The organism is Flavobacterium noncentrifugens (assembly GCF_900100375.1).
Lineage (GTDB): Bacteria > Bacteroidota > Bacteroidia > Flavobacteriales > Flavobacteriaceae > Flavobacterium > Flavobacterium noncentrifugens.
This window is the reverse complement of sequence record NZ_FNEZ01000002.1, coordinates 715,569-729,682: the sequence shown is the minus strand read 5'-3', so window position 1 is coordinate 729,682 and position 14,114 is coordinate 715,569. Positions and strand designations below refer to the sequence as shown.

The 14,114-nt window shown below is 39.7% G+C and carries 11 protein-coding genes and 1 other RNA gene; 7 read left to right on the top strand and 5 right to left on the bottom strand.

The window, feature by feature from the left end; genetic code table 11:
* Nucleotides 1–38: 38 nt before the first annotated feature.
* Nucleotides 39–1,241 (bottom strand): NAD(P)-dependent oxidoreductase, encoded by a 1,203-nt coding sequence (locus BLS32_RS07970; RefSeq protein ID WP_091393791.1) that lies wholly within the window; start codon nt 1,239–1,241, stop codon nt 39–41.
* 205 nt (nt 1,242–1,446) lie between these two features.
* On the opposite strand from BLS32_RS07970, the gene BLS32_RS07965 reads away from it, so the two are divergent.
* From BLS32_RS07965 to BLS32_RS07940, 6 genes are all read left to right on the top strand, one after another.
* A complete protein-coding gene (locus BLS32_RS07965) occupies nt 1,447–2,640 on the top strand; it encodes a serine hydrolase domain-containing protein (protein ID WP_091393789.1) in 1,194 nt (397 codons plus the stop codon).
* A 182-nt stretch (nt 2,641–2,822) separates the two neighbouring features.
* Nucleotides 2,823–3,221: a transfer-messenger RNA gene (gene ssrA / locus BLS32_RS07960) on the top strand.
* A gap of 454 nt (nt 3,222–3,675) precedes the next feature.
* Complete coding sequence (locus BLS32_RS07955; protein ID WP_091393786.1) at nt 3,676–4,008, top strand: ArsR/SmtB family transcription factor; 333 nt, start codon at nt 3,676–3,678, stop codon at nt 4,006–4,008.
* Nucleotides 4,009–4,024: 16 nt separating this feature from the next.
* Nucleotides 4,025–4,480: a DUF6428 family protein gene (locus BLS32_RS07950; protein WP_091393783.1), complete on the top strand. Its 456-nt coding sequence runs from the start codon at nt 4,025–4,027 to the stop codon at nt 4,478–4,480.
* A 163-nt stretch (nt 4,481–4,643) separates the two neighbouring features.
* Nucleotides 4,644–5,060 carry an arsenate reductase ArsC gene (locus tag BLS32_RS07945; protein WP_091393780.1) on the top strand — a complete coding sequence of 139 codons (417 nt, stop codon included), beginning with the start codon at nt 4,644–4,646 and terminating at the stop codon, nt 5,058–5,060.
* Nucleotides 5,061–5,211: 151 nt separating this feature from the next.
* A complete protein-coding gene (locus BLS32_RS07940; RefSeq protein WP_245699362.1) occupies nt 5,212–6,735 on the top strand; it encodes a PAS domain-containing sensor histidine kinase in 1,524 nt (507 codons plus the stop codon).
* Nucleotides 6,736–7,102: 367 nt separating this feature from the next.
* Here the strand turns inward: BLS32_RS07940 and BLS32_RS07935 are convergent, their stop codons facing one another.
* Nucleotides 7,103–7,573, bottom strand: a complete 471-nt coding sequence (locus BLS32_RS07935; RefSeq protein WP_139171711.1) for a hypothetical protein — start codon at nt 7,571–7,573, stop codon at nt 7,103–7,105.
* A 251-nt stretch (nt 7,574–7,824) separates the two neighbouring features.
* Here BLS32_RS07935 and BLS32_RS07925 point away from each other — a divergent pair, with 251 nt between their 5' ends.
* Nucleotides 7,825–8,625, top strand: coding sequence for a phosphatase PAP2 family protein (locus BLS32_RS07925; RefSeq protein ID WP_245699361.1), 801 nt, complete (start codon nt 7,825–7,827; stop codon nt 8,623–8,625).
* Between the two features lie 151 nt (nt 8,626–8,776).
* On the opposite strand, the gene BLS32_RS07920 is transcribed toward BLS32_RS07925, so the two are convergent.
* The 3 genes from BLS32_RS07920 to BLS32_RS07910 all read right to left on the bottom strand — a co-directional run bounded on the left by BLS32_RS07920 (nt 8,777) and on the right by BLS32_RS07910 (nt 14,105).
* Nucleotides 8,777–9,661, bottom strand: a complete 885-nt coding sequence (locus BLS32_RS07920; protein WP_091393771.1) for a diacylglycerol/lipid kinase family protein — start codon at nt 9,659–9,661, stop codon at nt 8,777–8,779.
* Complete coding sequence (locus BLS32_RS07915) at nt 9,661–11,619, bottom strand: LTA synthase family protein (RefSeq protein WP_091393768.1); 1,959 nt, start codon at nt 11,617–11,619, stop codon at nt 9,661–9,663. The genes BLS32_RS07920 and BLS32_RS07915 overlap by 1 nt, the downstream gene beginning before the upstream one ends.
* A 74-nt stretch (nt 11,620–11,693) precedes the next feature.
* On the bottom strand, nt 11,694–14,105 hold the full coding sequence (locus tag BLS32_RS07910) for a TonB-dependent receptor (protein WP_091393766.1): 2,412 nt from the start codon (nt 14,103–14,105) through the stop codon (nt 11,694–11,696).
* Nucleotides 14,106–14,114 lie beyond the last annotated feature (9 nt).

Below are 14,114 nucleotides of genomic sequence, written 5' to 3'. Positions count from 1 at the left end.
AACAAAAAACGTCCCTTTCATCGGGACGTTTGTAAAATCTATTTGCCTTTGGCATAATCTTTTAAATATTGGAATCTTTCAGTTAAATGCCCATCTTCAGTGACTTTGGCGCGCTTGAGGATTCCGTCCTTATCGCCGTTGAAAAACGCTGGGATAACATGTTCCATAAACATTTCTCCAAAACCTTCGCTGGCATCTTTCGGGAGTTCGCACGGCAGGTTATCGACCGACATGACTACAATTGCTGCCGGATGAAACACATCAACTTCTTTATTTTCCATCGGATGAAAGCCAAAAAGCGGCTCTGCAATCGTCGACGCTTTAATCGTACAGGCAATCGGGCCATCGACATCGCAGGAAATATCAGCAACGACTTTGATCTTATTGTCATTTGCGCGAAGCATGTCTAACGACAAGATTACCGGTGCGTCATTGGCATAAAAATGCCCGGCCATATAAATATCGGAAACTTTTGTAAAACGCTCAAAATCGGAAACATATTTTGTCGGATTCTTATAAAAATCTTCTTTTGCCGAAGGTTTTCCGTCTTGCCTTTTGTTGTAATCTAAAATATCAAGCTGGGTGTAAACCGGTTCACTATAGACTTTAGTCAGGTAGTTTTCAACCGTTACTTCTTTGATTTTCATCGCATCAAGGATTTCCTTGGCACCATTTCCCACTTTTCCGTGTCCAGTAAGTACAATTTTGATGGGCGGAAGAATTTGTCTTTTGAGTTTTTGTACCAAAGCATCTTTTCCTGAAAGCGTTTCTGCTTTTGGCAGATTGAACAACTCGAATTTGATCCCGAAAGCACGGATTCCGTTGTAAGCGCCCACGATCCCGGCATATCTTCCAAAACCGATCAGGCGTTTGAAATGCGCATCCACAATCGTTTCATGATCATACAAATCAATTTTTTTATCCAGGATTGCCTGAAGCAACTTGCGGTTGTGCGGCTGTTTTTTAATCGTATGGGAAAAGAAAAAGTATTTTTTGTTCGGAATTAATGCTTCTAATGGTACTTCTTTCACGCCGAAAAGCACATCGCAATCGGTCATGTCTGTAGCGATCTCGATACCCAGATCGGCATATTGCTGGTCTGTAAATATCCGGATATCAGAACTTTCAACTTTGATCTGCGCTTCAGGATGTTCTTTGGTAAGGCGCTGCAATTCTTCGGGCGTAAAAACAACCCTTCTGTCGGGCGGATTTTTTCTTTCTTTGATGATTCCGAATTTCATTTTATGAGGCTAATTTTTTAATTGCGCCAAATGTACTTTTTACGATAACGTTTTCAAAACTTTTTATACTAAAAAAATCGAATGTTCTGAAGCCTGAAAACCAAATATTTGTCAACAAAAGTTAATAAATTTTATACAATCATTAACTAAAGTGGGTTATAAAGCAATATTTCTTTAGTTATATTTGCTTTTTACACCTTATCAAATGACATTCCGTAAAGCAATACTATACACCAAAATATTACTGATTGGCGCAGTATTTACCGCTTGCTCCAAGCAGGAAAAATCTGACGGTTCAGCATCTGAAATAGCCCAAAGCGAGTTCCCTCAAATGCAGCCTTCCCGTGTTAAATATGCGAAATTATCAGAAGCATACATTAATCCGAAAAAAGAAGCTGTAGAACGTTTTTGCAACAAATATTTCAGGAATGAGCAAAACAGCATCAGCCTGCTTGTGGCAAAAAACGGACAGATTATTTATGAGCGTTATCAGGGCGATGCCAACCGCAATAAAGGGATCAAAATTGAAAAAGACACGCCGCTGCACATTGCTTCAGTAAGCAAAGTTTTTACTGCAACAGCCGTTTTATTGCTTGCCGACAGAGGTAAAATCGAGCTTGACCAAAAAGTAAACAGTATTTTACCGGAGTTTCCGTTTCCGGATATTTCAATCAGAAACCTTTTAAGCCACCGCAGCGGATTGCGAAATTACGCTTATTTTGTAGAAGAAAAAGGCGTTTGGGATTTGCATAAAACCCTGACGAACCAGGATGTTTTAAATTTGTTTACCGAAAAAGAGATCAAATGCGACTGTCCTGCCGATACGCGTTTTTGCTATTGCAATACCAATTACGCCATGCTGGCACTGATTATCGAAAAAGTAACCGGGCTAACTTATCCTGAGGCTATGAAAACGATGATTTTCAAGCCACTTGGAATGGATCATACTTACGTTTTCGAATATCAAAAAGACAAAGAAACCGCCACGCCTTCTTATAAAGGCAACATGGAAATCGCTTTAGACCATCTTGATGCGGTTTACGGGGATAAAAATATTTATTCTACGCCAAGGGACATCCTGAAATTTGACCTGGCCAGAAACGCCCCGACTTTCCTGAACGACAAACTCCGGAAAGAAATTTACCAAGGTTACAGCAACGAGCATAAAGGCGAGAAAAATTACGGCCTTGGGATCAGGATGATCGAATGGGAAAACGGCCAGAAATTTTACTTCCACAACGGCTGGTGGCACGGAAATACCTCATCTTACATTACCATGGCAAAGGAAAATGTTACGATTATCGCCTTGTCTAACAGGTTTACAAAAAACACTTATGCCGTTCGGAAATTGGTTCCATTGTTTGGAGATTATCCGTTTAAAACGGATGATGACGAATAATTAATGGATAATTTATAATGCATGTAATATTCAATCTAGAAATATCAGTCTACGGTTTAATTTACATTAAAATTAACAATTGCCCTTTTACCATAATTCCCTCTTAATTGCTATATTTGCATCCGCTTAACGACAATCAAAATAATTATTAATTATCCAATGTCAATTATCCATTAAAAACTGGGGTCGACTGGTTTTGACAGCAAGTCGAATTGAACAGTAAGCACGCCGAGAACTGGGGCAGTTCTCGTAAATCAAAAGTCCCAACACTTTTAAACGGCGAAAATAACTACGCTTTAGCTGCATAATCCGAATTACAGTAAGATAATGCCACGTTCCTGTTAGACAGGAAAGCTGGATTCTCCTTGAAAGCCTTGGTTTGTGGCGTTCAGAAAAGGGGAACCGTAAAAATAAACCTAGGTTTGGTCCTGCTTCGAAGCCATTCTGACAACTAAGAAGCTAAGTGTTGTGTGGCTGTTCCCGGCCTTGCGCAACAACGAAAAACCAATCGGGAAATAAGCGTGTAGAAAGCTCTTTAATTGCTTGTTTGGACCCGGGTTCGATTCCCGGCGACTCCACTAAATAATCCGTAAATCGTTGTAAAATAATGATTTACGGATTTTTTTATGCCTCACAAAATAATATCTGGCAAAACTTTCTGTGCTATTTCAACGCTTGTACTGTTGTTGGTCTGGCTGACATCTTTACGGCCAATCCTGATGTTTCAACGATATCATTCCTGATGTCGCCATTGTCTTCGATAATCAATGTTTTCGCCATAAGAAGTGTTGGTGTGAATGTGGTTCCTTTGTTATACCGCTTTTAAAATCAATCCTGCCATTCATCAGCCAGACATAACTAATATTCTTAATCCAAGGACCGTTCCCGGAATGATACGCTATACATGAATTGTAAAATCAATTGCAAACTGGTGGCCCCAATTCATAAAATATTTCTATAATATCTGAAAAAAAATACCCAATCATTTTTCTTTGAAATTTATTATCGTAATATTGCAATATAAAAATATTAAAAATGGGCGCAACGAAAACAGAGCATTTTACCGAAAAACAAAATCAGATTGCCATTTTAGCAAAAGCACTCGGCCATCCGGCCAGAGTGGCCATTATAGAATACCTGATGAGCGTCGATACCTGCATTTGTGGCGACATCGTAAATGTATTGCCCCTTGCCCAGCCTACAGTTTCCCAACATTTGAAAGAACTCAAAAATGCCGGCTTGATAAAAGGAAATATTGAAGGAAACGCGATTTGCTATTGTATCGATGAAAAAGCTTTAAAAACGCTCCAGAGCTATTTTGCCGCTATATCGTCCCATCTTGAGAAAAAGAAAAACAATTGTTGCTAATTAAAAAGTCTTCATCATGAAATTATCTGAAATTAAACAAATCCTGGAAACTGCCGAAACTGTAAATTTTAAACTGGAAAATGGCACTTTTGTTCCTGAGCATTTTCATGTTACCGAAGTTGGCATGGTTTCAAAACACTTTATTGACTGCGGTGGAAAGGTGCGAAAAGAAAAAGTGGCAAATTTTCAGCTTTGGGATGCTACTGATTTTGAACATCGGCTTAAACCAGGAAAACTCCAGAAAATTATAGCACTTTCAGAAAAAGTTTTGGAGATTGAAGATTTAGAAATCGAAGTGGAATATCAATTTGGGACAATCGGAAAGTACGATTTGGGATTTGACGGTTACAATTTCATTCTCCTTACAAAACAAACGGCTTGCCTTGCAAAAGAAAGTTGCGGAACACCTAGACAGAAATTCCAATTGTCAGCCTTAGAAACTTCATATTGTGCTCCGGATGGCAACTGTTGATAACTTTTTCATAAGGCACAAAAAGCCTCTTGTGATAACGGTTTCGATTGTAGTTTTGCAATTGATTTTTGGCTGGGATCCAAAATTCTGCATTATAAACCTGATTTGGCTATGTGTTTAACCGCTATTCAAGACAGCTTACGATACCAAAAAATATAAAAGCATGAGTAAAAAAATCTTAGTTCTTTGTACGGGAAATAGTTGCCGAAGCCAAATCGCAGAAGGTTATCTTCGGCACTTTTCCCGAGATAAAGCGACAGTTTATAGCGCAGGGATCGAAACCCATGGTGTAAATCCGAAAGCCACTGCTATCATGGATGAAGACGGAATTGACATTTCAAATCATACATCAAATCATGTTGAGGAGTATTGTGACATAGACTTCGATTTTGTAATTACTGTTTGTGACAACGCAAAAGAAAATTGCCTTTTTTTTCCAACGATGGCTAAAAAATTCCATCAAAATTTTCCTGATCCGGCAAAAGCAAAAGGAACTCAAAATGACATTTTAGAAGAATTCAGGCATGTCCGGGAAATGATTAAAAAGTATTGCAAAACCTTTGTTGCACAAAATTTATAACACCAAAAGTCTTTCAAACCGATTGTGATCAAGAGAATAATTCAATCTCCTGAATCCATAATGCTATAAATATTTATGGATATCTTATAACCAGCCTGTGAGTTATATCGCATAAATTCACCATCGCAAATACCGCTAATCTTGTGATGCTGTGAACAAACCACCCATTAACGAAAACACCGCACTTTTAACCGGAATTATAAATGCCGCTCCTTTTCCAATGGGCGTTTATAGTGGCCCAGAACTTAGGATCGAATTGGCAAATCAATGCATGCTCGACACTTGGGGAAAGGGAAGCGATGTAATCGGGAAAACCTACACTGAAGTACTTCCGGAATTGGGCAATCAGAAAATATTCGAACAGGCAAGAAACGTATTTACAACAGGAACTCCGTTTCATGCAAAAAACAAGCGCGTCGATATTGTGATTGAAAATATTTTAAAGCCGCATTACTTCAATTACAGTTTTACCCCTTTACGTGATAGTGACGGGAAAATTTACGGCGTGATGAATACCGGTGCCGATGTGACCGATTTGAATACTGCACGCCAGCAGGTAGAAGAAACCGAAGAAAGGCTCAGGCTTGCCATCGACGCTGCCGGATTGGGCACTTATGAAACCGATTTAGCGACAAATGAAATTCTCACTTCGGGCAACTTTCACACAATATGGGGAACCAATGAAAGCGTAACAAAGGACGATCTTGTTCAGAAAATTCATCCCGATGACCTGCAAATAAGGGATCAAGCGCTCAAAGATTCAGAAGTTACCGGTACCATGTCTTACGAAGTAAGGATTAAAGCCGATAACGGATTGTGGCGTTGGGTTCGTATCAACGGCAGGATGAGTAAAGATCCTAAAGGAAAACCTGTAACATTGATTGGCATTGTCCAGGACATTACCGAACAAAAAAAGAATGCAGAAGACTTGAAAAAGGTTGTCGACGAGCAAACCTCGGCATTAAAGCGCTCCAACGAAGACCTGCTCCAATTCGCTAACGTGGTAAGCCACGACCTAAAAGAACCGGTTCGGAAAATAGGTATTTTTAACACCATCCTAAAAAGCAACCTGGGTGATAAACTTGACCAAAAAGACCTTGCATACTTCGAGAAAGTTCAGAATTCAACAAAGCGCATGTCGTCAATTATTGACGGTGTTTTGAATTATTCTACCTTAAACAAATCCGGGCATCCTGTAGAAAAAGCAAACCTTGACGCCATAATCGATAATATTAAAACCGACCTCGAATTGGTAATTCAGGAAAAAAAAGCCATCTTGGTCGTAGACAACCTTCCCGAAGTCGACGGCGCGTCAATTTTGCTTCACCAGCTTTTTTACAACCTCATCCACAATGCACTCAAATTTTCAAGGCCCGATAATCCACCTCGCGTGATTATATCTGGTTCAAAGATCACCATCGAAAACCTGGATTATGTCCGGATTGTGATCAAAGACAATGGCGTCGGCTTCGATTCAAAACATGCACTTAAAATATTTAATGCTTTTGAACGCCTGCACTCTAAAGACGAATTTGAAGGTACGGGGTTGGGATTGGCTTTGTGTAAAAAAATTGCTGAAAGGCATCATGGCACAATAGAAGCCTCAGGCAATCAAAATAATGGTGCCGAATTCATCGTATGCCTGCCAATTGAGCAGGAAAACGATACGTTATAACTTCCTATTACTGTATTCCGACAGCTTTCTGTAAATTCCAAATTTAGAATCGTTCTTTACTCATTTCTAAATCCACAGCAATTTTAGGCTTACTTTTATCTGAAAATAATTGTCTTGATTGTCAATAAAAACCGACTTCAAAAATGCTTGATGCTATCGATAAGTTCTTAAGATTAAAAGAAAAAATATATATTTTATCCGATAAAAACCAAATACCATCACATCAACAGAAACCGGTTGCCTTCGCGGCGTAGTTTTGGGCGCAGATGACGGAATTTTATCACCCAAAAGTTGGCTATCGGCATTGCAGCCGCAAGTATTAGAGATCCGCTATCAATAAACAGATTATAGACTTTTGCCTTTTAGCTTATCGTTTTTCAAATACGAGCGAATCGATTTCTTTTCCAGAATCGCTCACTTTATTCAACACCATTTTTGATTCGCTCCTTTCCACAATCTGCCACGATGCAGCCAATTCTGAAAGCTTGTCGTTGGGCTGAAACGCCATTGAAAAATCAACATCAGCTTTTGGCGAATCGTCTTCATTTTCACTGGTTTCAATTTGCCAGCGCCCGGAATAATTATTGCTTCCTTCCTTCACAGCAATTTGATTGTTTGAAGAGAAATAGAAAATATAATAGGTGTAATACTGTTGCTGCGATATGCCTTCTTTTTTAAATTTCGTGATCTTCCATGTTGCGGTACTGAATGTCTCCCAAATGTCATTTTCAGTTTGTATGCCAACATGATTTGAACGGCCAAAACCACAGGAGAAAATCGTGAATACAATCAAAATAATACACATGGCGCTCCCGAAATTCTTTTTCCCATTCATCATTCTCGCTATTTAAAGCAACGAAAATAAATGCCGATTTTGAATTTTTCCTGAATTCCAAAAAAATAAAGCGTAGAAAAATTTGCTTTTTTTTCTAGAAAATACAGAATTAATTCAACATTGCATTTGAAATTTGTCCAAGAAATGATTCGCAATACAATAACGCTTTCAGCATTAATCCTTAAAAACCAATACATCTATGAACTACAATTACACTTGCCTGAAAGTCGGGCTTTTAATTTCAAATTCATAAGATGCCTAAAATCATTTTCTTTTTGTTGTTTGGCTTTGCCATGAACGCTCAAATCGCCGATTCTTTAAAAACTGCAAATCCGATAGCCAAAACCGACAGCATTCATTTCTTAAAACCAACATTTGCAACCGATAGTGTCGCACCTTGCAAATTCAAATACAAACAGCTGATCATTCCGGCTGCTTTGATTGGTTACGGCGTCATTGGCATGGAAAGCGACTGGCTTAAAGGCTTCAATTCTCAAATTCGCGAAGAAGTTACCGAAGATATTGACGAAAAAATATCGATTGACGACTTTTCTCAGTATGCGCCAATGGCATCGGTTTATGCCTTGAATGCTTTCGGGGTACAAGGCAAACACAACCTGCGAGACCGATCCATGATTATGGCAAGTTCCTATTTGATGATGTCGGCAACCGTATTCGGATTAAAATCGCTCACGCACATCGAACGTCCGGACGGCACTTCAAAAAATTCATTTCCGTCCGGACATACCGCAACTGCATTTGCCGGTGCCGAATTTCTCTGGCAGGAATACAAAGACCAATCCATCTGGTACGGAATCGCGGGTTATGCCGTAGCTTCGGGAACCGGAATATTTAGAATGGTAAACAACAGGCATTGGCTTACAGATGTTGCAGCTGGAGCAGGAATCGGGATCTTAAGCACCAAACTGGCGTATTGGATGTATCCGTATGTGAAAGACAAGCTGTTTCCATCCGAAAACAAAAAAGTATCGTCGATGATTGCGCCTTTTTACAACGGAAAACAAATGGGTTGCGGTGTTGTAGTTGGTTTTTAAATGCGGTTGTAAACCAAAAGTACCGTTTGACTTTTGTAGCAAAAAAATTAAAAAAAATAATTTGCTACAGAAGTTGTAGCAAAATTTTAAAATAAAAAAAATTGCTACAAGAATGGAGAATAAATTTTTGATAGAATAAGTTTGCTAAAAATCATTGTTCCATTACGACATTCAATCCTTTCTGAATGATTGAAACCTCGATGATATTGGTTTTCAGATTGTGGTGTTCGCCATCAATCTGGGCATCGGTAAAAATTTTATCGGGCATTTCGATCTTTAGGTTTTGAATTAAATCATGCTGCGCTTTATTGAAATATTCGATTTTATTCCGCAAAACTGCATAACCCAATTTTAACTTGTCAATCGTAGAAATTTCGGTTACAACGACTAGGTCAAGCCAACCGTCGCTGAGGCTCGCTTTTGGCGTTAAAGTCATATTATAGCCCATTTCGTTTGAGTTTGAAACAAAAAGCATAAACGGATTCACATTCAAAACTTTATCGTTAAAAACCATTTTCGTGTTCGTACTTTTAAAATTAAAACCTGACGCCAAAGCTGCTTTTACATAAGCAGAAAGTGTGCGTTTGCCCGATTGCTCATATTTTTTGATGATCATCGCATCAACGCCGATTCCCATATTGCTGAAGAAATATTTGTCGTTGATTTGCCCAACATCAATAGGATTTGAATGCCCTTTGCGGATGATTTTCAGCGCTTTGTCAAGATTCTTCGGGATGTTCAGGTTTGAAGCGAGTCCGTTTCCTGATCCAACGGGAACAATTCCGAGCTTAATCGATGTTCCCACGAGGCTTGAAGCCACTTCGTTAATGGTTCCGTCGCCGCCACAGGCCACAATAATATCGGGGCCTTTATTTGCTGCATATTTTGTTAGCGCTATTGCGTGCTGCTTGTATTTCGTATAATCAACGGCGATGGTAAATTCGCTTCTGGGGAAAAAATTCCGCAACAAAGATGCGGTAAGGTTGTGTTTGCCGTTGCCCGAAATCGGATTGATTATAAAATGAATGTAAATCATTATCTCAGTAATTTATTCGTAAAAAGATAGTCTGCCGTTTGGTACCACGAAATCGTCTCGTCAAGAAACCTTTTTTCAATAGGCAGCGGTTTCAGGCTGTTGTCTTTTTGATTCCAGGTGTAAAAAGCCTGTTTTTTCTGGTCGGATAAGATCAGGACTTTTTCCTTTTTCATCAGCACTAATTTTCTGTAAGTTCCCATCAGCGAACGTTGTTCAAAAGCCGGATCGAGTACGTTTTTTCCGAAGAAATCAGAATCGTAATTCCAGTGAAATAATGAAAAAAGCGTCGGGAATAAATCGATTTGCGAACATTGTTTTTCGATTTTCTGATTGTCGGCTTCCCCAAAATTTACGATGAAAGCCGGAATGTGGTAATTGGCCACATCAATTTCATCTTTCCCGGCGCTGCTCGCACAATGGTCGGCAATAATGACGAAAACCGTATTCTTAAACCATGCCTTTTTGCTGGCTTTTTTAAACATTTCACGCAAAGCAAAATCGGTGTATTTGACCGCGCCTTCGCGACTATTTCCTGATGGAATGTCGATTTTTCCTGACGGATACGTGAACGGCCTGTGGTTCGAGGTGGTCATTACAAAATTGAAGAACGGCTGGTTGTTTTGGAATTGTTTGTCGGCGACTTTAAGCATTTTATTAAAAATATCTTCATCGCAAATTCCCCACGCATTTTCAAAAGTCACTTCACTGTCATCGATATTGTTTCGCGTCGTTTTGATGTCATCGCTGAGTACGCTTCCACGGCCGCGGTCGTAAATATTAAAGCCGTTCCCACCGAAATAAGAATTCATATTGTCAAAATAACCATCGCCTCCATAAAAGAAATTGCAATCGTATCTCCTGCTTTTAAACACACTGTTAATGGTGAATAAATTATGGTTGTCCGGACGTTTAACAATGCTTTGCCCCGGTGTTGGCGGAATGCACAGCGTCACCGCTTCCATCCCGCGAACCGTTCTGGTTCCTGTTGCATAAAGGTTTTCAAAGAAGATGCTTTTTTGTGCGAGGCTGTCTAAAAAAGGCGTGATGTTTTGTTGGTTTCCGAATTCCTTCAAAAAACTTCCGCTGAGGCTTTCAACGAGAATGAAAACGACATTTTTCTTTGTTTCAGAAGGCAGGCTGTCTGTAATTTTCCTGTGGATCGAATAGCCGTTTTTAGTGAATTTGGAATCGGGACTTTTTAATTTATTCCGAACGATCGCAAAAGCTTTTTCATTATTGATCGAAGTATAAAATTCATCATATTTCATTTGGTTATTTCGGAACGCAGCAAAAAACGAATAAATTCCCGATTTTGAAATCTCTGAATTGTAGCGGTTCCCCGACCATTCTGCCTGATAATTGCTGATGAAAAAAGTATAAAACAACGATACGATTAAAACCGTTCCCAAAACGGACAGCCGAACTTTCGGGGAGATTGTATGCGAAAAAGTATCGGCAAAAGCTTTTCTTCTGAAGAACAAAAACAGCACCGAAGCCGTAATCAGCAGCACGCCGCCAATCAATAGCGGCAACGGATAAGATTCCTTTATGTTCGCAACGACTTCGTGGGTGTAAATCAGGTAATCGACTGCGATAAAATTAAACCTGGTCTTGAATTCGTCCCAAAAAGTAATCTCGGCAAAAAAAGTAAAGACTAAAATAAATATGGTAAGTGCTGTAAAAAACCAGACCAAAACCTTATCGGCCCATGAGCCAATCCAGCGGTTTGGCATGATGGTGTAATAAATGATCGCGGTCAAACTGACGAAAGTGACTGTTCCAATATCGAAAAACAATCCGGTCAGCAGTGTTCGCAATACATTAACAATATTCCACGAAACCTGGTCGCATTGCCAGATAAAAAACACGATCCGGAGCATTTGTGAAAGGGTGAGAAACCAAATGATAAAATGGATCAGCAGGGAAAATCTGCCTGGAGCTAAAATTCTTTTGAGCATAGCGGAGTATCGATTTAAAATACCTGCAAATGTTCAAACTGAATTCTGAATTAATTCTGAATTTTAAAATAGCGTCAGAATTTATAAGTATATCCAAACCTTACCGCCTGAGTCTCGTAATAATCAGAAGATTTGTACCTGAAATTTGTACCCTGAATTTCTTTCCTGATCGTCAGCGTGTTCAAAACATCTGTCGCATTGAGGAAAATTTCGCCTTTGCCTTTCTGGATCGATTTTTTGATCCCGAGATCAACTGAAAACCGCGAATTGATTTTTCCCTGTGGAATGACATCGGGCGCAAGCCAAACCGCCGACATTTGTCCGCTAAACGTTTTTGTAACATGAAACGTGTTATTGCTTTTCACATTTCCCGAAACCAGTTGCTGCTTTTCTACCCTGAAATTGTTTTCGACAGGATAAAGGATTCTTACATTGAATGGATCAATCGTATTTTGGTAAACAGTTCCGCTCAGATTCATCGCATACCACGACGCCAGTTCTTTTGAAAAGACAGTTTCAACTCCAATGCTGTAGCTTTCATCTGCATTTTGAAAAACGGCATAAATCAGGTTGCTTCCCGGCGCAGTGGCTGCAATGCGGCCAATTGTATTGTCTACCGATTTGTCATAAAACGACACAAACAAATAGCCTTTTTCGATATTGCGCTTGAAGCCAAGTTCGAACGAATTGGTAAACTGCGGCCGCAAAGCAGGATTTCCAACTTTAATGATTTCGGCATCATCATATTTTGGAAAAATGCGGATGTCGACTTCATTCGGCCTGTCGACACGCCGGTTGTAAAATATCGAAAGCTTGTTTTTATCATTAAATTTATATGCAAACCTGACATTTGGAAACGGTTCCGAGTAATCATAACCGTCGCTTTTATAAGTCGGATGGTTCGGATTGACATCATATTGAAGCCTGACATATTCCATTCGCAATCCAAGTTCGGCTTCAATTTTAGGGCTTTCGTAAACATAATTTCCGTAAACCGCCGGAATGATTTCTTTGTAAGTGGCTTTTCCGCCCGCATTGGCATCCAAAGGCGAATTCAATCCCGGAAAAAACTTCATATTTGTTGGAATTTCCCGGTTTCTAAATTTGATTCCGCTCTCGATCCTGCCATATTTAAAAGGCTTCACATAATCAATATTGACATCAATCACTTTTTCATCCGATAGTAATTTAAAGGAATCGTTTCCTGAAAAAGCGGGCAAAATATTGTTAAAAGCATATCTTTCATCTTCACGGTGAAACGTATAATTGATCCCGGCGTTCAGCAAATGTCCTGGATCTTCAAACTTGTGCTGCCAGGAAACCGAAGCCATTGCTGTGGTTTTGAGTTCATTTTCGACGAATTGCCACAAACGCATTCGCTGCGAATAATCGCCATTGAAAAACGGTTCGTCGCCATGATCTATGATTTTCTCGCTGCCGAAAAGTCCGGAAACGGTCACGGCATTCTGATCGTTCAGCGTCCAGTCGAAACCTGATTTCAATGTCGTAAAATGCGTGTTGCGGTTTCTTTTGGTTTGCTGGTGAACGATCGTTCCATCGTCGTAAGTGCGTGTTGCAAATTCGTTTTTATTAAGCGTTTCGGTGTACAAATAATCCCCTTGAAAGAAAAGATTGATCTTGCTTTTTCTGTAAGTCAGCGACAGTGACGGATTGATCTTTGGCGTCATCTGATATTGCGGCCTAATCGTTGGCAGATTGCTTTTTCGTTCCCAAAGCGCGCCATATCCGGAGCCAATACTAACTTTTCCGTTCAAGCCTTGCTGTTTGCTTTTTTTATAAATGATATTGACCACACCCGCATTTCCGTTTGCGTCAAATTTAGCCGACGGATTGTTGATGATCTCGATCTTATCAATTGCCGATGCCGGAATATTATCCAGCCCCGACTGGTTCCCAAAACCTGCGAGCGCCGTTTGTTTGCCGTCGATCAGCACCATGACTTTATCGTTCCCGCGCAATTGCAGTTTGCCATCCTGAACAGTTATACCGGGGAGATTTTCCATGCTTTGTAAAACCGAACCGCCGCTTTGGGTGATATTATCGGATACTGAAAATACTTTTTTATCCATTTTGGCATTGATCATTTGCTGTTTGGAAGATACAGTAACTTCATTTAACGCAGTCGTTGCTTGTTCCATTTGAATGGTGCCAACGTTCAGGAATTCGCTCAATTCGCCAATATATAAAGGAATGGTTTGGGATTTGTATCCAACAACTGTCAGTTCCAGAGTGTAATTTCCATTTAACAGATTTGATAATTCAAACCGGCCGTTTTCAGCGGTAATTGTACCTGCGATAAATTGATTCCCGGATGCCGTTTTTACGATTACATTCAAAAAAGGAAGTGCCAATTGTGTTGTTCCATCTTTGATAATTCCCGAAACTGTAGTCTTTTTACTCTGCGCAGAAACACCGTAAGATCCGATAAGGAAAAAAGAAAGGATTGCTAAAAATTTAGTCCGCATTTTTTTGTC